The sequence below is a fragment of the Nocardioides yefusunii genome, from assembly GCF_004014875.1.
Taxonomy (GTDB): domain Bacteria; phylum Actinomycetota; class Actinomycetes; order Propionibacteriales; family Nocardioidaceae; genus Nocardioides; species Nocardioides yefusunii.
Genome location: NZ_CP034929.1, coordinates 3,109,673 through 3,134,673 on the forward strand (window position 1 = coordinate 3,109,673; position 25,001 = coordinate 3,134,673).

The following is a 25,001-nucleotide window of genomic DNA, read 5'->3' on the forward strand; positions in this document are numbered from 1 at the left end:
CCCTAGGGTCGGGCGGGTGAGCGCAGACCTGCACATCGTCACCGGCAAGGGCGGGACCGGGAAGTCGACGGTCGCCGCCGCACTGGCACTGGCCCTGGCGTCCTCGGGACGTCGGGTGCTGCTCTGCGAGGTGGAGGGGCGACAGGGCATCGCCCGCATGTTCGACGTCGACCCGCTGCCCTACGCGGAGACGCGGCTCGCGACCGGACTCCCCGGCGACGACGGCGTCGGCGGCTCGGTGAACGCCCTGCACGTCGACGCGGAGTCGGCACTCCTGGAGTACTTCGCCATGTACTACCGCCTCGGCAAGGCCGGGAAGGCGCTGGAGAAATTCGGGGTGCTGGAGTTCGCCACCACGATCGCGCCCGGTGTCCGCGACGTCCTGCTGACTGGCAAGGTCTACGAGGCGGTCATCCGCAACGCCCGCAACAAGGGCGCGATCACCTACGACGCGGTCGTCATGGACGCGCCCCCGACGGGCCGGATCACGCAGTTCCTCAACGTCAACGGCGAGCTCGCCGGTCTGGCCAAGGTGGGGCCGATCCGTTCCCAGGCCGACAAGGTGATGGAGCTCTTCCGCTCCGACGCGACCCGGGTGCACCTGGTGACGCTGCTGGAGGAGATGCCGGTGCAGGAGACGATCGACGGGATCGCGGAGCTGCGTGCGGTCGGGCTGCCGGTGGGCGCGCTGATCGCGAACCGGGTGGGCGCCTCGGCTCTCTCCCCCACCGACCTGGAGCGCACCCGACGTGGCGAGCTGGACCCGATCCGACTCGCCGCCGAGCTCGACGACGTGGGTCTCGCAGCGCCGGGCGCGGTCGAGGCGCTGGTGGCCCTGGCCGGTGAGCACGCGGCCAGGATCGGGCTGCAGGACTCCCAACGCGAACTCCTCACCGAGACCGGCCTGCCGTACGCCGAGCTCCCGTTGCTGGGCGCGACCGACCGCCCCGACGCGGGCGCCGCGGTCGACCTCGCCGGGCTCTACGAACTCGCAGGACACCTCGTGGCGACCGGCGTCAGTGAGGTCAAGGGCTCCCTCGACGCGACCGGAGGTCAGGCATGAGCAGGCGTCATCGGGTGGGGCCCTTGGCCACCGCCCCCGAGAAGCCCGTGACCGAACCCGGCGGCGCCTGGGACGTCGACGCTCTCCTCGACGACCGCAGCATCGAGATCCTGGTCTGCTGCGGGTCCGGCGGCGTCGGGAAGACGACGACGGCGGCGTCGCTGGCTCTGCGCGCTGCCGAACGGGGCCGCAAGGTCGTGGTGCTGACCATCGATCCGGCCCGACGCCTGGCGCAGTCGTTGGGCATCGAGACCCTCGACAACACGCCGCGTCCGGTGCAGGGGCTCGACACGTCTGCGGGCGGCTCGCTCGACGCGATGATGCTCGACATGAAGCGCACCTTCGACGAGGTGGTGCTCTCCCAGACGTCGCCGGAGAAGGCCCGCGCGATCCTGGAGAACCCCTTCTACGTGGCGCTGTCGAGCTCGTTCGCGGGCACGCAGGAGTACATGGCGATGGAGAAGCTGGGCCAGGTGCACCGCGACGCCGCGAAGGCCGGCACCTACGACCTCGTCGTCGTCGACACCCCGCCCTCACGTTCGGCGCTGGACTTCCTCGACGCCCCTGAACGGCTCTCGTCGTTCCTGGACGGGCGGCTGCTGAGGATCCTGCTGGCCCCTGCGAAGGGGCCGGCGAAGCTGCTGACAGCAGGGTTGGGGATCGTGACGGGTGCGATCCAGAAGGTCCTGGGAGCGCAGTTCCTGGGCGACCTGCAGGTCTTCATCGCTGCCTTCGACACCCTCTTCGGCGGGTTCCGGGCGCGGGCCGAGCAGACGTACGCGTTGCTGAAGGACTCCCCCACCCGGTTCGTCGTGGTCGCATCCCCCGAGGCGGACGCGCTGCGCGAGGCCGCCTACTTCGTGGAACGGCTGGCACAGGACCGGATGCCGTTGGCTGGTCTGGTGGTCAACCGGGCAACACACGTGCCGGTGCCCTCGATCGGCGCGGACGCCGCCGGCGCCGCGGCGCTGAAATTGCGACCGGGGGTGACGTCGGGGCTCCTACAGATCCAGGCCGACCGGGCCCGGGCGGCGCAGACCCAGCGTCGGGTGGTGCGTCGGTTCGCGGTGGCGCACCCGCAGGTGACGGTGACGACGGTGCGGGCCTTGGCCACCGACGTGCACGACCTGGACGGCCTGCGCATGGTCGGAGGTCTCCTCGCAGCAGGTCCCGACGACGTCGCTCCCGAACCGGTGAAGGCGTCCTGAGGCACCTCCGGAAATGCGTTCGGCCCCCGGATCAGTTCCGGGGGCCGCTACGAAAAAGGTACGAACTTGGTGGTCAGACTCCGGCGACGGTGTCGACCTCGGCGTCGAGGTCCACGTCGCTGCGCGAGTGTTCCTGACGGGCGGTCTCGAGCACGGTGCGCCACGAGGCACCGGGACGACGGCGGAGCAGCGCGCGGCGCTCACGCTCGGTCATGCCACCCCAGACGCCCCACTCGATCTGGTTGTCGAGCGCCTCGGCCAGGCACTCGGTACGGACGCTGCAACCGTTGCAGAGCTGCTTCGCCTTGTTCTGTTCGGCCCCCCGCACGAACAGCTGGTCCGGTGAGGCGTCCTTGCAGGCCGCCTTCGCGCTCCAGTCCTCAACCCACATGTGTGTCTCCCCAAGATCATCAGTTTGCGGGTGGATGTCCCCATGAAACCCACTACCGCTGGTGCTGCGAACCCAAAACTAGGGATGCCACCCCCAGTCTGGCAGACACCTTTAGCCCAGTTCATGTAGTCCAGAATGACTAGATCTTTATGGTTACGGCCCCAAAACGTGTCGCGATGCGTATACGGACATGTCCTTGAAACATGAATGTCACGCAACGCCACCGAGCCGCCACGGGCCATCGGCGTCATGCGCGCGGCCACTCACGCGCAGCAACCTGTCCGGGTACCCGCCGCTCACGTAGGGTGAGCGCATGGCAACACCTCAGGAGCAGGACGTGCAGGGGACCACGAAACAGCCCGGCAGGGGCAGGCGTGCAGCCACCCTCGTCTCGGCGATCCTGGCCACCGCCGTCGTCCTCGGGGTCCTGGCTGCCGGCCTCGCGATGCCGATCATCGGCGCCGTCGGAGGCACCACCAAGAACGTCGCCGAGACCCTCGAGGAACTCCCCCTCGACCTCGACACCAAGCCGCTCGCCCAGAAGACCAACGTCCTGGACACCGACGGCAACCTGATCGCGTCGTTCTACGACGAGAACCGCGTCAGCGTCTCCCTCGACCAGATCGCCAAGCCGATGATCCAGGCGATCGTCTCGATCGAGGACTACCGCTTCTACGAGCACGGCGCGATCGACCTCAAGGGCACCCTGCGCGCACTCCTCACCAACCAGGCCAGCGCCGGCAACGTCCAGGGTGGATCCTCCATCACCCAGCAGATGGTCAAGCTGACCCTGGTCGACATGGCGGAGACCAAGGAGGAGCGCGACAAGGCCACCGAAGACAGCTACGAGCGCAAGATCCGTGAGCTGCGCTACGCGATCGCGTTCGAGCAGAACTACTCCAAGGACTGGATCCTGGAGCGGTACCTCAACATCGCCTACTTCGGCGACGGTGCCTACGGCGTCCAGGCCGCGGCCCGCCACTACTTCAACAAGAACGCCTCCAAGCTCACCATCAAGGAGGCCGCCACGCTCGCGGGCCTGGTGAAGAACCCGGTCGGCTACGACCCCACCACCTACCCCGACCGTGCGCTGACCCGACGCAACATCGTCCTCAACCGCATGGCCGAGCTCAGCGTCATCCCCGCCGCCGAGGCCAAGCGCCTCAAGGACAAGTCCCTCGGGCTCGACGTCCGGGCCGCCGCGAACGGCTGCGTGAACTCCCCCGCGTCGTTCTTCTGCGACTACGTCTACCGCTACCTCCTCGAGGATCCCGCTCTGGGCAAGACGCCCGAGGAGCGCCGCGACCTGATGCGTTCAGGTGGCCTCACGATCCACACCACCGTCGACCTCGACGCCCAGAAGGCCGCCGACAAGTCGGTCTCCTCGAAGGTCTTCCCCAAGGACGACGCGATCGGCGCGCTCGCGATGGTCGAGCCCCGCACCGGAAACGTCCGGGCGATCGCCCAGTCGCGCCCGATGGGCGACAACGTCAAGAAGGGCGAGACGTACCTGAACTACGTCGTCAACGAGAAGTACGGCGACTCCGCCGGCTTCCCCGGCGGCTCGACGTTCAAGCTCTTCGTCATGGCCACCGCCCTGACCCAGGGCGAGGTGTCGATGCGCCAGATCATCGACGCCCCCAAGCAGAAGACCTTCGACCAGCGCTCGTTCCCCGACTGCGACGGCTACTACGGCGGCGGCGCCCCGTGGACGGTGAACAACTCCACCACCTCGGGCCCGATGGACATGTACGCCGCCACCCGGAACTCGGTCAACACCTACTACGTGCAGCTCGAGCAGAAGACCGGCCTGTGCGAGCCGTTCAAGTTGGCCCGCAAGATGGGCGTCGACCTCGACAACCCGACCGAGGGCATCGGCGCCGAGCGCACCCCGTCCTTCGTGCTGGGTGCCGCCAACGCGAGCCCGCTGGAGATGGCCGAGGCCTACGCGACCTTCGCCGGACGCGGCCTGCACTGCGACTCCCGCCCGGTCACCTCGATCGAGGACTCCGAGGGCAAGACCCTCAAGAAGTACCCCTCCAAGTGCAAGCAGGTCCTGCGTGGCGCCGTTGCCGACGCCGTGAACGACGTGCTCCGCGGCGTCCAGGAGCCGGGCGGCTTCGGCTACCAGAATGGCATCGCGCTCAACCAGCCCTCCGCGGGCAAGACCGGTACCTCGCAGAGCAACAAGTCGGTCTGGTTCGTCGGCTACACCCCCAACCTCGCTGCCGCCGCCATGATCGGTGGCGCCAACCAGGCCGGAACCCCGATCCCGCTGGCCGGCCAGACCATCGGTGGCTCCTACTGGAACACCGCGTCCGGCTCGGGCCGCGCAGGCCCGATCTGGGGCGACGCGATGAAGGCGATCCAGGGCAAGCTCAAGGACGAGGACTTCCGTCGTCCGTCGGGTTCCGACGTCCTCGGCGTCCAGATCCGCGTCCCCTCCGTCTCCGGGATGACCGTCGCTAAGGCGATCCGCACTCTGGAGAAGGCCGGCTTCGACGCCCGTGAGGGTTCGCGGGTCAACTCCGACGTCAAGGAGGGCCTCGTCGCGTGGTCCTCGCCCGGCTCGGGCGCAGGCCTCAGCTCTGGCGACACCGTCTACGTCTACCCCTCCACCGGGTACGTCCCGCCCAAGCCGGAGAAGAAGCCCGCGGGCGACGGATCCAAGAAGGGCTCCGACGGCAAGAAGAACGACGACGCGAAGAAGCCCAAGAAGAAGAACGACGACGACTGACGTCCCAGCACGCACGGGTCAGTGCGCACGTCTCAGTGCGCACGTCTCAGCAGGCACGAGAGCCCCCACCGGATGATCCGGTGGGGGCTCTCGTCGTCCAGCGCCGTGGCGGCACCGGGCGTGGTTCAGGCGAAGATCAGGCAGAGGCGAGCTGACGCTTGACCTCAGCGGCGACGAACGAGCCGTCGGCACGGCCCTTGACCTGCGGGGTCACCTTGCCCATGACCTTGCCCATCGCGCGCATGCCCTCGGCAGCGGCACCGGTCTCGGCGATCGCGGCGGCGACGATCGCGACGACCTCGTCCTCGCTCAGCTGGGCGGGGAGGTAGTCGGCCAGGATCGCGGCCTCGGCGGTCTCCTTGGCTGCCATCTCCTCACGGCCGCCGTCGGCGAACGCGGTGGCGGCCTCGCGGCGCTTCTTGGCCTCGGACGAGAGGACGTCGAGGACCTCGGCGTCAGTGAGCTCCTTGGCCGTCTTGCCGGCGACCTCGGCCTTGGTGATCGCGGACAGCACCATGCGGATCGTGGAGGATCGCAGGTCGTCGCGGGCCTTGATGGCAGTGGTGAGGTCGTCGCGGAGTCGTTCCTTGAGGGTGCTCATGTGCTCCAGTGTGTCAGCCTTGCCGGGTGTCGTTGCAACGCATTGCTGCCCGAACCGTCGCCGCCGGGGTCCTGACGGGCGCCTCCGCGCTGGCCTACGGACTCTGGGAGGCGCGCCAGTACACGCTGCGCCACGTCGAGATCCCCGCGCTGCCACCCGGCCACGCGCCGTTGAAGGTGCTGCACCTCTCCGACATCCACATGACGCCCGGGCAGTCGAAGAAGCAGGCCTGGCTGCGGTCCCTGACCGCGCTGGAACCGGACCTCGTCATCGACACCGGCGACAACCTCGCCCACCGTGACGCCGTGCGTCCCACACTGGACGCGCTGGGGGACCTGCTCGACGTCCCGGGCGCCTACGTCCTGGGCTCCAACGACTACTACGACCCGGGCATGCGCAACCCGTTCGCCTACCTGGGCAAGGACCACGGCCGTCGCCACATCGACCGCCCGTTCCTGGACTGGGAGGGCCTCAAACACGGCTTCGACTCCCGCGGCTGGCTCGACCTCACCAACACGTTCGGCGAACTGACGATCAAGGGCACCCGGATCTCGTTCGCGGGCGTCGACGACCCCCACATCGGGCTCGACGACCTCGTCGCCGTCCAAGGGCCCGCGGACCCGTCCGCCGACCTGCGCCTCGGCGTCGTGCACGCGCCGTACCTGCGGGTGCTGGACCAGTTCGCCGCCGACGGCTACGACGCCGTGATCGCGGGCCACACCCACGGCGGCCAGGTGTGCCTACCGACGCTCGACGGCCGCGGCCGTGCCCTGACCACCAACTGCGACCTCGACCCCGAACGGGTCAAGGGGCTGCACCGCCACCCTGCCGACTCCTCCCCCGGCGATCCCGGCTCGGCGTGGATGCACGTCTCAGCGGGTCTGGGTGCGAACCCGTTCGTCCGGGTCCGGGTGGCCTGCCGTCCCGAAGCGACGCTACTGACCTTCGTCGCACGTCCCTGACCAGCCATGACGTAGGGCCTGAGATCCCGAACACGGACCCGATTTCCGCTCGGCCACCCCGCATGGGTATGGTTGTCTCGTTCGTGAGTCACTCCGGTGGCGAAACGAGCGGACGGGCTGTGGCGCAGTTTGGTAGCGCGCCTCGTTCGGGACGAGGAGGCCGCAGGTTCAAATCCTGTCAGCCCGACAGCAAGCAAGAATTCCCGAACTCCCCGGATCCACTGGATCCGGGGAGTTTCTGCATTTCAGGGGTCCCCCGCGTCCCCGGACGTCATAAGAATCCGGGCCCATGGGCCTTGATCTTTATGACGTCCCGCAGGGGCAACCCCGGGACGTCATAAAGATCAAGGGCTCCACCCCACGATTCCTATGACGTCCGGCGGGCAGCGGCGGGCGCTCTGAACGCGCCCAGGGCCCCGGAGAACGCCGAACGGCGGCCCTCCGAAGAGGACCGCCGTTCGTACCACGCTCAGCGGCCACAGCGCCGCACACGAGACGCTCAGGCCTGGGCGGCCACGAGCTGCTCGGCGATCTGCACGGTGTTGAGTGCAGCGCCCTTGCGCAGGTTGTCGTTGCTGATGAACAGCGCGAGACCGCGGTTGTCCTCGACGCCCTCGTCCTGACGGATGCGACCGACGTAGGACGGGTCCTGGCCGGCAGCCTTGCGCGGGGTCGGGATCTCCTCGAGCGCGACGCCCGGGGCGTCCTTGAGGAGCTCGCGGGCCTCGTCGGGCGTGATGCCCTTGGAGAACTCGGCGTTGATCGCGAGCGAGTGACCCGAGAAGACGGGGACGCGCACGCAGAGACCGGAGACCTTGAGGTTCGGGATCTCGAGGATCTTGCGGGACTCGTTGCGGAGCTTCTGCTCCTCGTCGGTCTCGTTGAGGCCGTCCTCGACGAGGTTTCCGGCGAACGGGAGCACGTTGTACGCGATGGTCTCGACGTACGGAGCGGGCTCACCGAACTCGACCGCGCGGCCGTCGTAGGCCAGCGGACGCGGGTCCTCGATCGACTCGACACCGGAGGCGAGGGCCTCGACGCCAGCCACACCGGAGCCGGAGACGGCCTGGTAGGTGGAGACGATGAGACGCTCGAGACCGGCGGCCTCGTGCAGCACCTTCAGGACCGGCATCGCGGCCATGGTGGTGCAGTTGGGGTTCGCGATGATGCCGCGACCAGCCTCGACGACGCCGGCGAAGGCGTGCGGGTTGACCTCGGAGACCACCAGCGGGATCTCGTCGATCTTGCGGAAGGCCGAGGAGTTGTCGACGACGATGACGCCGGCGTCGACGAAGCGCTGGGCCTGGGCACGCGAGGTGGTGGCACCGGCGGAGAACAGAGCGATGTCGAGACCGGTCGGGTCAGCGGTGGCCACGTCCTCGACGACGACCTCCTTGCCCTGGAACTCGAGCACCTTGCCGGCCGAGCGGGCCGAGGCGAAGAAACGCACCTGGGTGGCGGGGAAGTTCCGCTGCTCCAGGATCTGTCGCATGGCGACGCCGACCTGACCGGTGGCGCCGACGATTCCGATCGCGGTCATCGGCCGGTACCGCCGTAGACCACGGCCTCGACCTCGTCCGCGTCGAGACCGAACGCGGTGTGCGCAGCCTGGACGGCGTTCACGAGGTCAGCGTCGGAAACGATGACGGAGATGCGGATCTCGGAGGTGGAGATCATGTCGATGTTGATGCCCGAACCAGCCAGCGCAGCGAAGAACTTCGCAGTGATGCCGGGGAAGGAACGCATGCCGGCACCGATGACGGAGACCTTGCCGATGGTGTCGGCGAAGAGCAGACGCTCGTAGCCGATGGCCGACTCCAGCTTGGCCAGCGCGCTCATCGCGACCTGACCGTCCTCCTTGGGGAGGGTGAAGGAGATGTCGGTGCGGCCGGTGGCGGCGGCGGAGACGTTCTGCACGACCATGTCGATGTTCACGCCGGTCTCGGCGAGGGACTCGAAGATGCGCGCGGCCTCACCGATCTTGTCGGGGACGCCGACGACGGTGATCTTGGCCTGCGAGCTGTCGTGGGCGACGCCGGAGATGATGGCCTGTTCCATGGTTCCCTCGTTCTCGGTGGAGGAAGCGGGCAGAATCCAGGTGCCTTCCTTCGTGGAGAAGGACGAGCGCACGTGGACGGGCATGTTGTACCGGCGGGCGTACTCGACGCAGCGCAGGTGCAGGATCTTCGCGCCGGACGCAGCCATCTCGAGCATCTCCTCGTAGGAGACCTTGTCGAGCTTGCGCGCGGACGGGACGATGCGCGGGTCGGCGGTGAAGACACCGTCGACGTCGGAGTAGATCTCGCAGAAGTCGGCGCCGAGAGCGGCGGCCAGAGCGACTGCGGTGGTGTCGGAGGCACCGCGACCGAGCGTCGTGACGTCCTTGGTCTGCTGGGAGACACCCTGGAAGCCGGCGACGATCGCGATCGCGCCCTCTTCGATGGCGTGCTCGATGCGACCCGGCTTGATGCCGAGGATCTTCGCCTTGCCGTGCTCGGCGGTCGTGATGACGCCCGCCTGCGAGCCGGTGAAGGACTGAGCCTTGTAACCGAGCTGCTCGATCGCCATGGCCACGAGGGCCATCGAGATGCGCTCACCCGCGGTGAGCAGCATGTCGAGCTCACGCGGCGGCGGGAGCGGGCTGACCTGTTCGGCGAGGTCGCGCAGTTCGTCCGTGGTGTCACCCATGGCAGAGACGACGACGACGACGTCGTTGCCTGCCTTCTTGGTGTTGACGATCCGCTGGGCGACCCGCTTGATCCCGGCTGCGTCGGCGACGGAGGAGCCTCCGTACTTCTGCACGACAATGCCCACGCGAGGTACCACCTGATCTGTATCGCTGGAGACAGTCGACACGGCGTGTCGACTCGACGGATGAAAGTCTAACCGGGCATGTTTTCTGGCCTTCGGCCGATCTCACCGGGCACGACGAGACGTCCACCACGTCACTTCTGTCACAGGAGTATCGCGAGCACGCCTCGGGAATGTCACATCACGACGCAAGAGGCCCCGAACGTGTCACGTACGGGGCCTCGCGGGTGTCGTTCCAGGGTCAGGTCGCTGCCGTCGGCGCTCAGCCCTCGCTGCCGTCAGCAGAGCGACGTCCGGCGAACGCGCGACCGAGCGTCACCTCGTCGGCGTACTCCAGGTCGCCACCCACCGGGAGACCGGAGGCCAGACGCGTGACCCGCAGGCCCAGCGGCGAGAGCATCCGGGTCAGGTAGGTCGCGGTGGCCTCGCCCTCGAGGTTGGGGTCGGTGGCCAGGATGACCTCGGTGACCGAGCCGTCGGCCAGACGCATCATCAGTTCCCGCACGTGCAGCTGCTCGGGACCCACGCCGTCAATCGGGGAGATCGCTCCGCCGAGCACGTGGTAGCGGCCCTTGAACTCACGGGTGCGTTCGATCGCGACGACGTCCTTGTACTCCTCGACGACGCACAGCACGCTCGGGTCGCGACGCGGGTCACGGCAGATGCGGCACTGGGCGTCCTCGGAGACGTTGAAGCAGATCGTGCAGAACTTCACCTTCTGCTTCACGACCGTGAGGACGTCGGCGAGGCGCTGCACCTCCTCCGGTTCGGCCTGGAGGATGTGGAAAGCGATGCGCTGGGCGCTCTTGGGCCCGACGCCGGGGAGCCGACCGAGTTCGTCGATCAGGTCCTGGACGACACCTTCGTACAAGACGTCAGCCCAGTCCGGGGATGCCGCCGGCCATCGGGCCGAGGGAGGCCTGGGCCTCGACGTCGGCCTTGGCCTTCGCGTCGCGGTAGGCGGCGACGACGAGGTCGCCGAGGACCTCGAGGTCGTCGGCCGAGGTGCCGTCGAACGCACCGGGGGCGATGGTGACGCCGGTGAGCTCACCGGAACCTGCGATCTCGACGGTCACCTGACCGCCAGCGGCACCGGTGAACCGAGCAGCCTGCAGCTTCTCGTGCGCGTCGGTGAGCTGTGCCTGCATCTCCTGGGCCTGGGCCAGCAGGGCGTTCATGTCGAAGCCGCCTGCGCCGCCGAGTGCCTCGAACGGGTTCTGGGACATGGGTTCCTCCGGTTGAGGTGGGATGGGTGGGACGTGCGGGGGGACGCGGGACGCGGGTGCGTCCCGGCCGGGTCAGGAGTGCGGGATCTCGTCGATCACGCGGGCGCCGAGCGTGCGCTTGAGCAGCTCGGTGGAGTCCATGCCGGACTCGTCGACCTTCACATCGTCGAGGCTGACCGCGGCGTCGGCGAGGGCACTGTCGTCCTCGGCCTGCGCCGGCATGTCGCCGGTGCGAGTCTGTTGGATCGCCTCACGGGCACGTTCGAGCGCACCGCGACCGCCCGGCTGTGCCTGCTGGGGGGCCTGCTGGGGAGCGGCAGCCGTGGGCTGGCCGTAGCCGGACGGCGGACCGGAGTCGTAGGGGTCCTCCGGCGGGGGCGCGGCGTCCCAGTCCGGCGGCGGGACGTCGTTGAACGGCGGGGCCCAGTCCGGTGCGTGCGCCTGGGCGGGCGCCGGCGCTGCCGCCTGGGGTGCCGCCTGAGGTGCTGCCTGAGGTGCTGCCTGAGGTGCCTGCTGCTGGACCGGAGCCTGCTGCACCGGGGCGGGAGCCTGCTGCACCGGAGCGGGAGCTTGCTGCTGGACGACGGGCGTCACAGCCTGCTGCACGACGGTGTGGCTCGCTGCCGCAGAACCCGGCGGCGTGGCGCCGTTGTCGACGACGCACTCGATCTTCCACTCCACACCGGCGACGTCGATCGCGCACTGGCGCAGGATCTCGTCGTTGCCGCCCTTCACGAAGGACTCACGCGCACCGGCGTTGTTGAACCCGACCGTGACGGTGTTGCCGTCGACGCTGCTGACCTGCGCGTTGGCGGTCAGCAGCATCCAGGCCAGACGACGACGCGACTTCGTGGCGTCGACGACGGCGGGCCACAGACGTCGCACGTCACCCAGCGTGAGCGAGGCCCTCGGTGCCGACGCGGCGGCTTCCTGCGCCTGAACAGCGGCGGGCGCCGGGGCTGCGGCCCGCGGACGTCCCCACCCCTCGGGCTCGGCAGCCGGGCTGGGAGCCTGCTGAACCGGCGCGGGTGCCTGCTGGACCGGCGCCTGGGCCACGGGAGCAACGGGCGCCTGAGCGACCGGAGCAGGAGCCTGCTGGACGGGAGCCTGGACGGCCGGTGCCGGCGTCGCAGCAACCGGTGCAGGGGCGACCGGGGCAGGGGCGACCGGGGCAGGGGCGACCGGAGAAGGGGCAGGGGCAACAGCGGGCGCGGATGCCATCGGCATCCCACCGCCCATCGCCTGACGCTTCTCGACACGGTCGAGGCGGGCCTGGACGCCGTCGGAGCTGTGGTCGGCGGCCGGCAGCAGCACCCGAGCGCAGATGAGTTCGAGGAGCAGGCGCGGCGAGACCGCACCCTTCATGTCCATCAGACCCGACGCGAGCAGATCAGCTGCCCGCGACAGGTCGGCCTTGCCGAAGCCGGATGCCTGCGCGACGAGGCGCTCGCCCTGGTCCTGGGGGCAGTCGATCAGTCCGGTGAACGGAGCGTCTGGCACAGCGGCCACGACGACGAGGTCGCGGAGGCGGCGGAGCAGGTCCTCGGCGAAACGGCGCGGGTCCTGACCGGACTCGATGACCTTGTCGACGACGCGGAAGACCGCGTTGCCGTCGGAGGCGGCGAACGCGTCGACGATCTCGTCGAGCAGGGCGTCAGGCGTGAAGCCCAGGAGCGCGACGGCCAGTGCATGGGTGACGCCGTCAGGGCCGGAGCCGCCGATCAGCTGGTCGAGCACCGACAGGGTGTCTCGGGCCGAACCAGCACCGGCACGCACGACGAGCGGCACGGCAGCAGGCTCGATCGCGACGCCTTCACGGCCGCAGAGCTCGGCGACGTAGTCCGAGAGCATCCGGGGCGGGATCAGCCGGAACGGGTAGTGGTGGGTGCGCGAGCGGATGGTCGGGATGACCTTCTCCGGCTCGGTGGTCGCAAAGATGAAGCGGAGGTGCGGCGGGGGCTCCTCGACCAGCTTCAGCAGCGCGTTGAAGCCCTGGTTGGTCACCATGTGCGCTTCGTCGATGATGTAGATCTTGTAGCGGTCCCGGACGGGCGCGAAGTACGCCTTCTCGCGCAGGTCACGGGCGTCGTCCACACCACCGTGCGAGGCGGCGTCGATCTCGATGACGTCGATCGATCCGCGGCCGCCGGTCGCGAGGTCGACGCAGGAGTCGCAGACACCGCACGGCTCTGCCGTCGGGGCCTGGGCGCAGTTCAGCGTGCGGGCAAGGATGCGTGCCGACGTCGTCTTGCCACAGCCGCGCGGGCCGGAGAACAAGTAGGCATGGTTGACCCGGTCGTTCGCCAAGGCGTTGCGCAGCGGGTCGGTGACGTGGTCCTGGCCGATGACCTGGGAGAACGTCTCCGGGCGATAGCGCCGGTAGAGAGCGAGGGGTGAGTCCACGCCTGAACCCTAACCACCAGCACCGACAACCACCCACCTGATCGGCGCGCAGACGCGGGGAAGGTGTCAGGAAATGCAAAGGCCCCCCGTGCACCCGGTAGAGCCCACCTGCCCTTGCTGCCTTCCGGCCCTGGGGGATTCAGTGAGATACCGCCGCACGGGGGGTTGCGTGAAGCATAGGTCAGGGGTGGGGGCAGCGACAAAGCGAGTCACCGATCGGGACGAACGGTTCTTCTGACGCCCCTCCCCGGCGAGGCTCCCCAGCGTCCACCAAGGCCCTGGAACCGGCACTGGACGACTCGGGATCACTCGACCAAGGGGGGTGGATTTCCGTCGACGGCACCCTTTGGGTAACGTTCTTCTCGGAGGTATCGCCTAGTGGCCTATGGCGCTCGGTTGGAAACCGTGTTGGGTGAAAGCCCTCGAGGGTTCGAATCCCTCTACCTCCGCCATGTGAGGCTGAAGGCCCCGGTTCGCCGGGGCCTTCAGTCATTTCACGACGCGGAACGCTCAGAGCCAGTCAGGCCGAGCAGTCACCGGAACCGTGCTCGCATCCAGTCGAGCCCGGCGTCTCCCCACAGCACCACCGCAACCACGACGAGTGCCAGCAGTGGACCGGCGATCCAACCCGACCGGCTCAACGGCGTGGCGTCCACACCGGCGTCGGGCGAGGCGAAGAGCGTCGAGACCACCTGCGCGCGCACCCAGCGCGACGCCGCGACCAGGTCCGACGACGACGCCCCGCTCCCAGGTCCCGTCACCGCGGCCACCTTGGCAACAGCCCACTGCTGAGCAGCCACAACGACGGCAGGGCGAGGCGCAGCAGCCGCTCACCGATCGCCACCGGACGGCGGGACCAGCCGCTCGACCAGACGGTCGCGAGCCAGGACCCCGCCAACGCCAGTCCAGCCACGACCGTCATCGCCGTCGTCGTCAGTCCTGTCGCCCCCACGGCGCACCACTGCACCACGCCCCAGAGCACGAGGACGCCGACTCCGACGAGCCCCCAGCGGTGCCTCACCTGCAGTCGTTCCCCCCGCGTACGGGCCCACAGCAGCAGGACGACGCTGCCCCAGACGCCCACTCCGACAGCGCCTCGCGTCATCCAGATCGGAGTCACGCAGGCGATGAGGAGCATCACGGCGACGTCGAGCGCGAGGACGCAGCGCACAGCGCTGTCGATCCGCACGGACAGTTCGGCCATCTGCACCGGACGCGGATCCTCCGGCGCTCCTCGCACCGCGACCGCCTGTACCAACGCCGAGACCAACGGGGCGACGGCAAGCACGCACAGCACGACCACCGCCGAGAGCGCGTCGGCCCAGCCCAGCGACACTCCGCCCACCTCGAGGCGTCCCGCGGCGGCCGCGCTGCCGGAGACAACCAGCACCACGGCTGGCACGAGCGCCCACTCCCGACGTCCGGCCTCTGCCCACGACAGCACCAGCACGCTGAGCGCACCTCCCACCGCTGCCCCGCACCAGCCGGCGACGACCGGGTCTCCCCCGGCCCGCAGCGCCCACGTCCATCCCCAGAGCAGTCCGGCGACCGGGGCGAAGACGAGGTGCAGCACCAGTGCCACTGCCGTGTCGCCGGCCTCTTTCCCGCCGCCCGTGGGCTCCTCCCGCCTGCGCAGGAGCACCGCGGCAACGACGGCGACCGTCAGCGCCGCCAGGGCCCCGAGAACTCCGCCCCCGCCCCCGGCTCCGGCGACGAGGACCAGCGCCAGCACAAGTCCCAGGGCTGTCGTCGCGGCGCGCGCGGCCGTGCGCCGGACCCGGTCGTCCACCTGGACGTGACGTCGTTCGACGACGTCGGCGACTGCGCCGACCAGGTCGTGGTGCAACGTCAGCGGGATCGGGGCGTGGGCGGCGTCGAGCACCAGCAGCGCCCCGTCGCGGACGTCCTGCTCGGCCAGGGTGGCGTCGGGCCGGAGCCGCTGTCCGCCCACCTCGACGAGCGTGACGTCGGCGCCCATCTCAGCGCCCACGTCACCGCCCAGATCACCGGTGACGTCGGCCCCGGCCCGGCGCGCCAGGGCCACGAGGTCGGGGATGACCTCGAGCAGTGGGAGGTGTGCGGGGACCGCGAGGTCGAGACGCAGGTGGCCCGCGAGGAGGGCCACCTGCGTCTGCGTCCCGGCGGTCTCAGCTGAAGCGGGCTGCGCCACGTCGGTCCGCCGCACGGAAGGCGTCATTGGAGTCGGCCACGGCCAGCGAGACGTCGCTCAGGAGGGTGACCATCTCGGCGAGGGCCTGGTCCCAGGTGCGCTTGGCGGTCGCGTAGGACTCGCGTGCCTCACCGCTCCACTGTTCGGCGAGGGGCGCCAGCTGGCTCTCCAGTTCGTCGAGTCGGGAGCGGATCTTGCGGGCGGCCGACCCGAGGTCGGCGCTGGCCTGGTCGAGGCTGCCGTGGTCGACCATGATTCCGTCGAAACTCATGCTGTTCTCCTTCATCCGAGGCGGGCGAGCAGGCGCTGGGAGACCTCCGCGCGCGCTGCGTCGGTGGCCAGGTTGTCGCGGTCGGTCTGGGTGAGGGACTCGGCGAAGTCGTCGAGGGCACTCACGAGGCGGTTCTGCTTCTGCTGCCAGGTCTGGTGGACCTGGTGGAAGGCGCGGGCGCCTTCGCCGGCCCAGCGGCTGCCGATGCCTTCGATCTGGCTGCCGAGGGTGGTGCAGAGGCTGGTGACGTCGGCGCGGGCCGACTCGACGTGCTGGGTGGCGGTGGCCAGCGCCCCTGCTGTGGCGCTGACCTGGTTCGCGGACCGGCTGGCGTCGCTCATCTTCACTCTCCTTCGCCGCCTGCTGCGGCTGTCGTGGTGCACGTGAGGTGTGTCCCGCGTCGGGGCACGACGCCCACTCTGGAGCGGCGGGACGGACTCGTGGGGCGCGCGGCGTGGGGTCGCCGGAATCTGTGGAGAACCGCGAGCAGATCCGGCCACGAGTTGTGCACAGGACTGCGTCGCACGGCCTCCGCGAGGCTCGTCCACAGGTCTCCCGCCGACCTCCACACTCCACGACAGCACCGCCGTACGGTCACGTCCGCCTGCTCCTTTCCGCAGGTCAGGAGAGGAGACACCCGTGAGCGTCGCCCATGTCGAAGACCCCGAGACGACGTCCGCGCGCGCCCTGCCGACCGAAGAGGTGCTGCTGCCGTCAGCTCCGGTTCTGCCCGAGCCGGAGGCTGGTGCCAACCTGACGGTGCTGATGCCACTCACCGGTGCGCTGGGCTCGGTGGCGATGGTGATGGGTGTGGCACCGGGTGGGAGTGCGTCACGGGCGCTGTTGATGGCCGGGTCGGTGCTGGTCTCGGCCGGACTGATGGTGCTCGTCCAGGTGACCCGCCAGCGCACCCAACGCGCCCGCGTCGTGAGCCGGGCCCGCGAGGAGCACCTGCGGCTCCTGGCCGCACGCGGGCAGGACCTCCGGGAGCGGCGTCGTCATCAGGCGGACGAACAGCGACGTGTCTGGCCGGCACCCGCCGCGCTGCACACCGTCCCGCACACCGTCCCGCACGCCGTCCCACACACCGACCCGCAGGACGCCGCTCGTGGGTCGGCCCTGCAGGTGCGCCTCGGGCTCAGCACCCGCCGCGCACCCACCACAGTGCTCGTCGACCCGCCCGCTCCCGGCGTCGTCGACCCCGTCTGCCGTCGCGCGACCGAGCGGTTCGAGGCGGCGCACGACAGCGTGGACGCCATGCCCGTGGTGGTGGACCTCGCCTCCGTGGACCAGCTCGTCGTCGATGTTCCCGACCGCGACGACACGCTACGAGCCCTCGTCCTGCAGAGCGCGCGCCTCTCCCCCGCCGAGGTCGCGGTCGCCGTGATGACCGACGCCGAGGCCCTTCCCCGGTGGGACTGGCTCAAGTGGCTGCCGCACGCCCGCGACCTCAGCACCGGCGACGTCCTCCTCGACCTCGAGGCTGAGCCCCTGATCGCGGCTCGCCCGCCGGGACGTCACCTCGTCCTCGTCGACGCCCGCGCCCACCTGCCCGAAGTTCCGGCACAGAGGATCGACCGGACGACGCTCGTCACCGGCCCCAGACCGGTCACCCCCGAGTCCCGGAGCCTGCGGATCACCACAGCCTCGGGGACCCGTCTCGCGCAGGCCGTCCCCGACGTCGACGGGGTGAACGCCCTCGTCCCGGACCGTTGCAGCCCGGCCCTCGCTACCGCGGTGGCACGTCGGCTCGCGTCCCGGGGCGCTCCCGCAGCGCCCCCGGCCCACACCCCTGCCGCGATGCAGGTCGACCTGGTCACCCGACCCCGCCACGACCTGTTGACGGTGCTGGTGGCTCACACCCCCGCGGGCGACCCGGTGCATCTGGACCTCAAGGAGTCCGCGCACGGTGGCCACGGGCCGCACGGTCTGCTGGTCGGCGCGACCGGCTCGGGCAAGTCGGAGTTCCTGCGCACGCTGGTGATGGGGATCGTGACCACCCACCTGCCCGAGGACGTCGCACTGGTGCTGGTGGACTTCAAGGGAGGCGCGACGTTCAGCGACCTCGACGCCCTGCCCCACGTCGCCGCCTGCGTCACCAACCTCTCCGGGGCCGTCGGGCTGGTGGACCGGATGCAGGACGCTGTCGGCGGGGAGATGGAACGGCGTCAGGAGCTGCTGCACGCCACCGGCTTCCCCAACGTCACCGACTACCGCGCTGCACGCGCCGCCGGCGCTGAACTGGAACCGTTGCCACATCTGTTCGTCTGCGTCGACGAGTTCTCCGAACTGCTGGCCGCCCGGCCGGAGTTCGTGGAGCTGTTCACCGCCGTGGGCCGTCTGGGCCGGTCCTTGGGAATCCACCTGCTGCTGGCCTCGCAGCGTCTGGACGAGGGCCGACTGCACGCGTTGGAGGCACACCTGTCGTACCGGATCGCGTTGCGCACCTTCTCCGCCTCGGAGTCCCGCGCCGCGATCGGCGTTCCCGACGCCCATGAACTGCCGCGACGCCCCGGCGTGGGTCTCTTCCGCAGCGGTGCCGAGGCCCCGGTCCGGTTCGACGCGGTGCATCTGGGTGCTCCGGCCCCCGACGCTTCCCCGGCGCGAGGTCCCCGGCCTCGAGTCGAGGTGCTGACTGCGTTGACCCGACCGAGCAGCCACTCGGCTCCTCTCCTGGACGTGTGCGCACCGCAGCAGGATCGGACGACCCTGGACCGAACCACGCTGGGCGAGCAGTTGCTCTCACATCTGCACGACGCCGCAGCCGATCTCGCTCCCGCTCGACGGATCTGGCTTCCGCCGCTGGACTTCACCGTCGATCTGGGGAGTCTGACGCCCGACGTGACGGTCGACCCCGACCTGGGTCTGCACTCCCCGCGCCTGCGCAGTCAGGGCGGCCTCCGACTCCCGGTCGGTCTGGTCGACCGTCCGCGGATGCAGCGCCACGACGCCCTGGGGCTCGACCTCACCGGGCCTCGAGGGCATGTCGCGGTGGTCGGGGCTCCCCGTTCGGGACGCAGCACCGCTGTGCAGACGTTGGTCTCGGCGTTGGCCCTGGCACGGACCCCGGCCGAGGCGCACCTGCACCTGGTCGATCTCGGCGGTGGGTCGTTGAGCCCGTTGGCGCTCCTGCCGCACGTGGTCTCCCACGTCACCCGGGACAGTGCGGATCTGCTGCCACGTGTGGTCGACGTGGTGGAGGGAGTCGTCGAGGAGCGTGAGCGCCGTCGTGCCGAGGGGCTGCCCCGTGAGATCGAGCCTGAGGTGTTCCTGGTGATCGACGGATGGGGTGTGCTGCGCGCCGAGCACGACGACCTCGAACGACGTCTCGTGCACCTAGCAGCGCGGGCACTCGGCGCCGGGGTGCATCTGGTCGTCACCGCGGTGCGCTGGAGCGAACTCCGCCCGGCCTTCCTCGACGTCGTGGGGTCGCGGCTCGAACTGCGTCTGGGTGATGCCTACGAGTCGGTGGTGGACAGGCGTGCCGCCGCCGTGGTTCCGGTCGACCTGCCCGGACGTGGGATCGCGGCCGATCCGGGTGGTTCCGGGGCTGTCACGACACGGTTGGCGCATCCGCGCCTCTTCGCCGGCGAGCACACCGCCCCACCGGTGGAGGTGACGTGCAGGGCAGTCGCGCACCACTGGCACGGCCCGCTCCCGGAGCGTCTCAGGGAGCTGCCCGAGACGGTGACGCCGGCCGACCTGACCGCTCCCGCTCCCGGCGTTCTCCGACTCGGGGTGGACGAGGCAGGGCGCACGATCAGTACGGCTGCCGGACGACACCTCGTCGTCCAGGGGCCGGTGGGGTCTGGGCGGACCACCTCGGTGCGCCATCTGGTGGCGGAGTGGATGCAGGCGGTGCCGTCCGGGCAGGTAGTGCTCCTCGACCCGCGGGGCACCCTGGACGGCGTGGTCGAGGACGCCCACCTACTGGATCACGCAACCACGGCTACCGAAGCGTCCTCGGTGGTCAGGGCTGTTGCCGAGCACCTGTTGCGGCGAGCCCCTGAGGCCGAGACGCCGCCGGTTCCGGTCCTGGTGGCGGTCGACGACCTCGAACTGCTGCGGGACCTCGGTGGCGACCTGACGCCGTTGACGCCGCTGTTGGCCCGGGCGGAGTCGTTCGGGTTGACGGTGATCGTGGCTGCCCGGACCTCGCCGCACCGCGCACCGGACCGTCTGGTGGGGCTCCTGGGCGATCTGGGGGCGACACGGATCAGTCTGACGGGCATGCCAGCGGGTCGCGCATCAGTGTGGGCGACCGGGGGCACCGAGGCCAGGGCACAACTACCGGTCCAGACCTCTGCCCACCGACATCATTGAAAGCCGCACTACTGGCAAGTCACTCCCTACGGTGAAGGTCTCATCAATTCTAGGTACGTACCTCTGGGGGGGACTCGTGCACGATCACCGCACCGCCATCACCAACTCCGACCAGCCTGACGCACCCACGCGTCGTACCGCCCTGCGGACCGCAGCGTGGGCGATTCCCGCCGTGACGGTGGCTTCTGCAACGCCCGCCTTCGCCACGAGCCCGGGTTCCTCAACGCCAACACCGACGTGGACCATCAGCAGCAACTCCTGGCGCGGCGGCCTCGACGGCATGCGCAGCGACAGCCTTGCCTACTTCGTCCTCCGGTTCACGATCGTTCCGCCCGCCGATGTGATCGCCGATGGCGCCATCGCCACCCTCGAGCTCAACACGAACCGCGCGGGAACGCAGATCTACGGCGGCGTGACAGGAAACGTCAACGGATGGACCACTGACCGCCAAGAACCTATGTCACCCGGCAGCCACCTCTGCTCGAAGTTCGTCTTCACTGCTGGACCCTTTGCTGGTTCGAAGAACCTCTCCTTCGAACTCGACTCCGTCGGTTACCTCGGAGGCGCCTCCTACGACCCATCCGCCCTGGAGGACGACCTCGGCACCTTCACCTTCACCTCCCCCGGCCAGCCTGTACACCAGTTCAGGCTTCTTCGCGAGAACACGGGCTACGCGTACCTCAGCGGGAACGTCAAGGACTACCGCACCGGACACGTCGTCGTCGGCAAGTGAATCTGGGCTCCTCGGTCAGCGACGTCGTCGCCCGGACCCGAACATCCCCCGGGCGATCTCCCGCGCAGCGGTCTTCATGAAGTCCTTGAACGGTGCGGATCCGACCACCTGGTCGATCAGGCCCTCGTCCTCCTTGGCGGTCCTCCGCCGGGAGGCGGGGGCCTTCTTCGCTGCTTCCCGCTCGACCTTCGCGGCGTCCTTCTCCGCCTGGGCGGCGTCCTTCGCAGCCTGCTTCGCCTCGGCCTCCGCCTGAGCCGCCTTCGCGCCTTCCTCGAGCTTGGCGGTGAGGATCTCGTGGGCGGACTCGCGGTCCACCTCGGTGCCGTACTTGGCCTGCTGCGCACTCGCGGCGACCGTCGCAGCCATCGTCTCCGGGGCCGCAGCTCCCATCCGGGACTGCGGTGCCCGCAACCTCGTCCACGCCACTGGCGTCGGGGCACCCCGTTCGTTCATCACCGTCACCACGGCCTCACCGATGCCGAGGGAGGTGATCACGTTGCCGAGGTCCCCGTACGACGTCGTCGGGTAGGTGTTGACGGTCGCCTTGAGCGCCTTGGCGTCGTTGGGCGTGTGGGCCCGCAGCTGGTGCTGGATCCGCGACCCGAGCTGGGCCAGGACCTCGTCGGGCACATCGGTGGGGTTCTGGGTCACGAAGAAGACGCCGACGCCCTTGGACCGGATCAACCGCACCGTCTGCGCGACCTGGTCCAGGAACCCCTTGGAGGCGTCACGGAACAGCAGGTGCGCCTCGTCGAAGAAGAAGACCAGCTTGGGGCGGTCGAGGTCGCCGACCTCGGGCAGGTCGTGGAAGAGGTCGGCGAGCAGCCACATCAGGAACGTCGAGAAGACCGCCGGACGGCTGGCCAACGTCGGGAGTTCGACCAACGAGACGATGCCGCGGCCGTCGTCGGTGAGGCGGACGAGGTCGGCGGAGTCGAACTCCGGTTCCCCGAAGAACGCGTCCGCGCCCTGGGCCTCCAGCGCCACGAGCTCCCGCAGGATCACCCCGGCCGTCGCCGTGGAGAGACCGCCCAGGCCCTTGAGCTCCTCCTTGCCCTCGCCCAGCAGGTAGGTGAACACACTGCGCAGGTCGGCGAGGTCGAGCAGCGGCAGACCCTTCTGGTCCGCCCAGTGGAAGACCAGCCCCAGGCTCGACTCCTGGGTGTCGTTGAGGTCGAGGACCTTGGAGAGCAGCACCGGACCGAAGGCCGACATCGTGACGCGCAACGGCACGCCCACCCCGTCGCCGCCGATCGCGTAGTACTCCACCGGGAACGAGTCCCCGACCCACTCCTGCCCGATCTTCGACGTCCGCGCCAGCAGCTTCTCGCCGCCGTCACCGGCGACGCTCAACCCCGACAGATCGCCCTTGACGTCCGCGGCCAGCACCGGCACACCGTTGCGGGAGAGCTGTTCGACGAGGAGCTGCAGCGTCACCGTCTTGCCGGTTCCGGTGGCTCCGGCCACCAGCCCGTGCCGGTTGAACATGCCCAGCGGGATCCGCACCTGCGCCTGCGGAACGATCGTGTCGGCGTCGAGCAGCAACGCCCCGACCTCGACGGCCGGCCCCTCGAAGGCGTACCCCTTGCTCACCTCGGCGACCACAGGGTGCTGCTCCGCAAGCGCAGGCGGAGCAGTGGGTTCGGGCGTGCTGCTGACCGGGGTCGTCGAGTCCTCCATGACGGCACCCTAGCGAGGCACGGAACCCAGCGGCAGTCACTTCGGGGCATGCCGCTCCCGGGCTCGTTACACTCACACAGTGATCTTCAAGCGGGTGGGGGACGGTCGGCCGTACCCCGAGCACGCCCTGACGTCGCGCCAGTGGGCAGCGATCCCTCCCAGCCAGGTCCGTCTGGACCAGCTGGTCACCGTCAAGGACACCCTCAAGCTCGACACCCTGCTCGACGAGGACTCCACGTTCTACGGCGACCTGTTCGCCCACGTCGTGCGTTGGCGCGGCGACCTGTACCTCGAGGACGGCCTGCACCGGGCGCTGCGCACCGCCCTGCACCAACGCACCGTCCTGCACGCCCGCATCCACGACCTCGACGGCGCCCCCGACGCGCCTCCGCACGCCCAGGAGAACCGATGACCCCCCGCAGCCGTTCCGCGCTGACCCTCACCGCACTGGCGGGGCTCGTCCTGGGTGGTGGAGCCATCGGCTGGACCGCACTGACCGCCCCCCTGCCCGAGCAGGAGGAAATCCCGGTCTGCGTGAAGACGAAGGTCGAGGCCAACGAGGAGATCTTCGCCGACCAGGTGACGGTCAGCGTCTACAACGGCTCGTCGAAGGCCGGTCTGGCCTCCCGCACCCTCGCCGACCTGGTGGAACGCGGATTCGTGCGCGGCGAGGGCGGCAACGCCCCCAAGAAGATCAAGCGCGGCGTCCAGATCTGGGCCGCCAACCCGGCGAACCCGGGCGTCCAGCTGGTCGCTGGTCAGTTCCGCAACGCCAAGATCGTCGAGGGCCCGAAGAAGGGCACCGAGGACCTCGGCCCCGGCGTGATCGTCGTGATCGGCAACGAAGCCTCGCTGCGCACCGCCAACAAGGCCCCTGACAGCTTCGTCGCGACCAGCCCCGGCACGATCTGCACGCCTCCCGGTCACGCCTCGCTGGTGGACTCCCCCACCTCGGCCAGCTGACCCACCTGTCCACGTCCCGTGCGGCACGCCTCAGACGAGGTCGTGGACGAACTCCCCCAACTGCCCCAGGTTGCGGCACTCCGTCATCGGCAACACCTCGCCGTAGGTGAACGCTGCCGAGTCCCCGCTTCCCCAGTGCCGGGGGTGCTCGGGGTTGAGCCAGAACGCGCGCTTGGCCACGTCGACCATCGTCGCCAACGCCTGTTCGTTGAGATCGGCGTAGTTGGAGCGCGCGTCGCCGAGCACGAGCAGCGTCGAGCGCGGTCCGAGCGCGTCGGGGTGACGCTCCAGGAAGTGGCCGAACGCCGCCCCGTAGTTGGTGCGTCCGAACCTCGCTGCGTGCGCCGACCGGGCCGCCAGGTCGGCGAGCACCTCGACGGGGTCGGCGCCGGGACGGAACACGTCGGTGACCTCGGTGACGTCGTCGACGAACGTGAACGCTCGCACTCCGGTGAACTGCTCGCGCAGCGCGAAGACCAACATCAGCGTGAACTGCGCGAACTTCGCGACCGATCCGCTGACGTCGCACAGCACCACCAGTTCGGTCCGGTGCGGCCGACGCGGGCGGTGGTGGGTGACGACGGGGACCCCGCCGGTGGCCATCGAGGCCCGCACGGTGCGTCGGAAGTCGAGTTGGCCGCGTCGTCGGGAGTGCTGTTCCTTGGTGAGCCGGACCGCGAGCTGACGAGCCAGAGGAGCCAATGCCCGACGCATCTCGTCGAGGTCCTCAGTACGGGCGGCGGCGAAGTCGAGCTTGTCGATGGTGGGCCGCACGGTGGTGCGCGCCAGGTCAGCAGGGGGACGTTCGGCGGCGAGGCGACGCATGACGTCCTCCTTCACGTAGGCGTCGAACCTCGCCAGCACTGCTTCCGCCGACGCGCGGGCCTCGTGGGCGGGGCGTCCCTGTGCGGTCATTGCCTCGACGATCCGGCGGACGAGATCGTGGCCGTTGACCCGACGCATCGTGTTGTGACCCGACCACCCCTGCTGTCCGGGCGCACGTCCGGGCATGCGGCCGAAGCGGGCCACCGCCTCGACGGCGAGGTCACGCAGTCCGTCCTGACCGCTCCCCGATCCGTGCGGGTCGCCGTCACCGTCACCGTCGGCGCCGCCGTCACGGGCGTCGAGCTCTGTCTCCATGGCACGGGCGATCCGGTCCCTCACGTCGTCGAGCTGTGCCGGGGAGTCGAGACGTCCCCGGTCGTCGACGAAGGAGGCCGCCGCCACGCCGTCGCCCAGCATCCGCGGGAACCACAGGTCGAAGAGTTCGTCGAAGGTGATGCGCTGGGACTGCCGCTTCACCACCGCCGCGGCGTACGCCGCCCGCAGCGTCTCCCGATCGGCCAGCCCGACGGTCCGCAACGCCGCGACCGCGTCGAGGCCCTCCGCCAGCGAGACCTGCAGTCCGGCGTCGCGCAGCGCCTGCACGAACGAGACGTGCCGGTCCAGGAGCGCCATC

21 protein-coding genes, 2 tRNA genes and 1 other RNA gene are annotated in these 25,001 nt (G+C 69.7%); 10 read left to right on the forward strand and 14 right to left on the reverse strand.

The window, feature by feature from the left end:
• Positions 1 to 16: 16 nt before the first annotated feature.
• Together bagA and bagB are read left to right on the forward strand one after the other, a co-directional pair.
• Positions 17 to 1,063, forward strand: coding sequence for an ATPase BagA (gene bagA, locus EOV43_RS14330; protein WP_239022144.1), 1,047 nt, complete (start codon positions 17 to 19; stop codon positions 1,061 to 1,063).
• Positions 1,060 to 2,271 (forward strand): ArsA family ATPase, encoded by a 1,212-nt coding sequence (bagB, locus tag EOV43_RS14335; protein ID WP_128221892.1) that lies wholly within the window; start codon positions 1,060 to 1,062, stop codon positions 2,269 to 2,271. Before bagA ends, bagB begins: the two co-directional genes overlap by 4 nt.
• Before the next feature lie 73 nt (positions 2,272 to 2,344).
• On the opposite strand, the gene EOV43_RS14340 is transcribed toward bagB, so the two are convergent.
• On the reverse strand, positions 2,345 to 2,662 hold the full coding sequence (locus EOV43_RS14340; RefSeq protein ID WP_128221893.1) for a WhiB family transcriptional regulator: 318 nt from the start codon (positions 2,660 to 2,662) through the stop codon (positions 2,345 to 2,347).
• A 313-nt stretch (positions 2,663 to 2,975) separates the two neighbouring features.
• On the opposite strand from EOV43_RS14340, the gene EOV43_RS14345 reads away from it, so the two are divergent.
• A complete protein-coding gene (locus EOV43_RS14345; protein ID WP_128221894.1) occupies positions 2,976 to 5,399 on the forward strand; it encodes a transglycosylase domain-containing protein in 2,424 nt (807 codons plus the stop codon).
• 136 nt (positions 5,400 to 5,535) lie between these two features.
• On the opposite strand, the gene EOV43_RS14350 is transcribed toward EOV43_RS14345, so the two are convergent.
• A complete protein-coding gene (locus EOV43_RS14350) occupies positions 5,536 to 6,000 on the reverse strand; it encodes a GatB/YqeY domain-containing protein (RefSeq protein WP_128221895.1) in 465 nt (154 codons plus the stop codon).
• Positions 6,001 to 6,026: 26 nt separating this feature from the next.
• Here EOV43_RS14350 and EOV43_RS14355 point away from each other — a divergent pair, with 26 nt between their 5' ends.
• Both EOV43_RS14355 and EOV43_RS14360 read left to right on the forward strand, forming a co-directional pair.
• On the forward strand, positions 6,027 to 6,962 hold the full coding sequence (locus EOV43_RS14355) for a metallophosphoesterase (RefSeq protein WP_206611340.1): 936 nt from the start codon (positions 6,027 to 6,029) through the stop codon (positions 6,960 to 6,962).
• A gap of 113 nt (positions 6,963 to 7,075) precedes the next feature.
• A tRNA-Pro gene (locus EOV43_RS14360) sits at positions 7,076 to 7,149 on the forward strand.
• Positions 7,150 to 7,461: 312 nt separating this feature from the next.
• Here the strand turns inward: EOV43_RS14360 and EOV43_RS14365 are convergent.
• From EOV43_RS14365 to ffs, 6 genes are all read right to left on the reverse strand, one after another.
• Entirely contained in the window at positions 7,462 to 8,502 is a 1,041-nt protein-coding gene (locus tag EOV43_RS14365) for an aspartate-semialdehyde dehydrogenase (protein WP_128221896.1), read from the reverse strand.
• The gene (locus EOV43_RS14370) at positions 8,499 to 9,776 is read right to left on the reverse strand and encodes an aspartate kinase (protein WP_128221897.1); all 1,278 of its coding nucleotides are present in this window, start codon (positions 9,774 to 9,776) and stop codon (positions 8,499 to 8,501) included. Before EOV43_RS14370 ends, EOV43_RS14365 begins: the two co-directional genes overlap by 4 nt.
• A gap of 259 nt (positions 9,777 to 10,035) precedes the next feature.
• Positions 10,036 to 10,644 carry a recombination mediator RecR gene (gene recR / locus EOV43_RS14375; protein WP_128221898.1) on the reverse strand — a complete coding sequence of 203 codons (609 nt, stop codon included), beginning with the start codon at positions 10,642 to 10,644 and terminating at the stop codon, positions 10,036 to 10,038.
• A 4-nt stretch (positions 10,645 to 10,648) separates the two neighbouring features.
• Positions 10,649 to 10,999 carry a YbaB/EbfC family nucleoid-associated protein gene (locus EOV43_RS14380; RefSeq protein WP_128221899.1) on the reverse strand — a complete coding sequence of 117 codons (351 nt, stop codon included), beginning with the start codon at positions 10,997 to 10,999 and terminating at the stop codon, positions 10,649 to 10,651.
• 72 nt (positions 11,000 to 11,071) lie between these two features.
• The gene (locus EOV43_RS14385; RefSeq protein ID WP_128221900.1) at positions 11,072 to 13,402 is read right to left on the reverse strand and encodes a DNA polymerase III subunit gamma and tau; all 2,331 of its coding nucleotides are present in this window, start codon (positions 13,400 to 13,402) and stop codon (positions 11,072 to 11,074) included.
• 77 nt (positions 13,403 to 13,479) lie between these two features.
• Positions 13,480 to 13,569, reverse strand: an RNA gene (ffs, locus tag EOV43_RS14390) — signal recognition particle sRNA small type.
• Positions 13,570 to 13,766: 197 nt separating this feature from the next.
• Between ffs and EOV43_RS14395 the strand changes: the two genes are divergently transcribed.
• Positions 13,767 to 13,854 (forward strand) — tRNA-Ser (locus tag EOV43_RS14395).
• Positions 13,855 to 13,935: 81 nt separating this feature from the next.
• Here the strand turns inward: EOV43_RS14395 and EOV43_RS14400 are convergent.
• From EOV43_RS14400 to EOV43_RS14415, 4 genes are read right to left on the reverse strand one after another with little or no spacing between them, the layout of a single operon-like run.
• Positions 13,936 to 14,163 carry a hypothetical protein gene (locus EOV43_RS14400; protein WP_128221901.1) on the reverse strand — a complete coding sequence of 76 codons (228 nt, stop codon included), beginning with the start codon at positions 14,161 to 14,163 and terminating at the stop codon, positions 13,936 to 13,938.
• Entirely contained in the window at positions 14,160 to 15,527 is a 1,368-nt protein-coding gene (locus EOV43_RS14405; RefSeq protein ID WP_164878654.1) for an EsaB/YukD family protein, read from the reverse strand. The genes EOV43_RS14400 and EOV43_RS14405 overlap by 4 nt, the downstream gene beginning before the upstream one ends.
• A 22-nt stretch (positions 15,528 to 15,549) precedes the next feature.
• The gene (locus tag EOV43_RS14410; protein WP_164878653.1) at positions 15,550 to 15,843 is read right to left on the reverse strand and encodes a WXG100 family type VII secretion target; all 294 of its coding nucleotides are present in this window, start codon (positions 15,841 to 15,843) and stop codon (positions 15,550 to 15,552) included.
• A gap of 11 nt (positions 15,844 to 15,854) precedes the next feature.
• Positions 15,855 to 16,184, reverse strand: a complete 330-nt coding sequence (locus EOV43_RS14415) for a WXG100 family type VII secretion target (protein WP_128221904.1) — start codon at positions 16,182 to 16,184, stop codon at positions 15,855 to 15,857.
• 298 nt (positions 16,185 to 16,482) lie between these two features.
• Between EOV43_RS14415 and eccCa the strand changes: the two genes are divergently transcribed.
• The gene (gene eccCa / locus EOV43_RS14420) at positions 16,483 to 20,166 is read left to right on the forward strand and encodes a type VII secretion protein EccCa (protein WP_164878652.1); all 3,684 of its coding nucleotides are present in this window, start codon (positions 16,483 to 16,485) and stop codon (positions 20,164 to 20,166) included.
• 76 nt (positions 20,167 to 20,242) lie between these two features.
• Entirely contained in the window at positions 20,243 to 20,899 is a 657-nt protein-coding gene (locus EOV43_RS14425; protein WP_128221906.1) for a hypothetical protein, read from the forward strand.
• A gap of 15 nt (positions 20,900 to 20,914) precedes the next feature.
• Here EOV43_RS14425 and EOV43_RS14430 read toward each other — a convergent pair whose 3' ends face one another.
• Entirely contained in the window at positions 20,915 to 22,579 is a 1,665-nt protein-coding gene (locus tag EOV43_RS14430; protein WP_128221907.1) for a helicase HerA-like domain-containing protein, read from the reverse strand.
• A 79-nt stretch (positions 22,580 to 22,658) separates the two neighbouring features.
• Here EOV43_RS14430 and EOV43_RS14435 point away from each other — a divergent pair, with 79 nt between their 5' ends.
• Both EOV43_RS14435 and EOV43_RS14440 read left to right on the forward strand, forming a co-directional pair.
• Positions 22,659 to 22,991, forward strand: coding sequence for a type II toxin-antitoxin system VapB family antitoxin (locus EOV43_RS14435; RefSeq protein WP_128221908.1), 333 nt, complete (start codon positions 22,659 to 22,661; stop codon positions 22,989 to 22,991).
• Positions 22,988 to 23,542 (forward strand): LytR C-terminal domain-containing protein, encoded by a 555-nt coding sequence (locus EOV43_RS14440; protein WP_128221909.1) that lies wholly within the window; start codon positions 22,988 to 22,990, stop codon positions 23,540 to 23,542. The genes EOV43_RS14435 and EOV43_RS14440 overlap by 4 nt, the downstream gene beginning before the upstream one ends.
• Before the next feature lie 30 nt (positions 23,543 to 23,572).
• On the opposite strand, the gene EOV43_RS14445 is transcribed toward EOV43_RS14440, so the two are convergent.
• Complete coding sequence (locus EOV43_RS14445; RefSeq protein ID WP_128221910.1) at positions 23,573 to 25,000, reverse strand: vWA domain-containing protein; 1,428 nt, start codon at positions 24,998 to 25,000, stop codon at positions 23,573 to 23,575.
• Position 25,001: the final 1 nt, after the last annotated feature.

Bases quoted from the DNA above. Each gene is read 5' to 3' on its own strand.
- bagB (WP_128221892.1), top strand. From the start codon at position 1,060: ATGAGCAGGCGTCATCGGGTGGGGCCCTTGGCCACCGCCCCCGAGAAG.
- EOV43_RS14340 (WP_128221893.1), bottom strand. From the start codon at position 2,662: ATGTGGGTTGAGGACTGGAGCGCGAAGGCGGCCTGCAAGGACGCCTCA.
- EOV43_RS14345 (WP_128221894.1), top strand. From the start codon at position 2,976: ATGGCAACACCTCAGGAGCAGGACGTGCAGGGGACCACGAAACAGCCC.
- EOV43_RS14350 (WP_128221895.1), bottom strand. From the start codon at position 6,000: ATGAGCACCCTCAAGGAACGACTCCGCGACGACCTCACCACTGCCATC.
- EOV43_RS14365 (WP_128221896.1), bottom strand. From the start codon at position 8,502: ATGACCGCGATCGGAATCGTCGGCGCCACCGGTCAGGTCGGCGTCGCC.
- EOV43_RS14380 (WP_128221899.1), bottom strand. From the start codon at position 10,999: ATGTCCCAGAACCCGTTCGAGGCACTCGGCGGCGCAGGCGGCTTCGAC.
- EOV43_RS14410 (WP_164878653.1), bottom strand. From the start codon at position 15,843: ATGAGTTTCGACGGAATCATGGTCGACCACGGCAGCCTCGACCAGGCC.
- EOV43_RS14415 (WP_128221904.1), bottom strand. From the start codon at position 16,184: ATGAGCGACGCCAGCCGGTCCGCGAACCAGGTCAGCGCCACAGCAGGG.
- EOV43_RS14430 (WP_128221907.1), bottom strand. From the start codon at position 22,579: ATGGAGGACTCGACGACCCCGGTCAGCAGCACGCCCGAACCCACTGCT.
- EOV43_RS14440 (WP_128221909.1), top strand. From the start codon at position 22,988: ATGACCCCCCGCAGCCGTTCCGCGCTGACCCTCACCGCACTGGCGGGG.
- EOV43_RS14445 (WP_128221910.1), bottom strand. From the start codon at position 25,000: ATGGCGCTCCTGGACCGGCACGTCTCGTTCGTGCAGGCGCTGCGCGAC.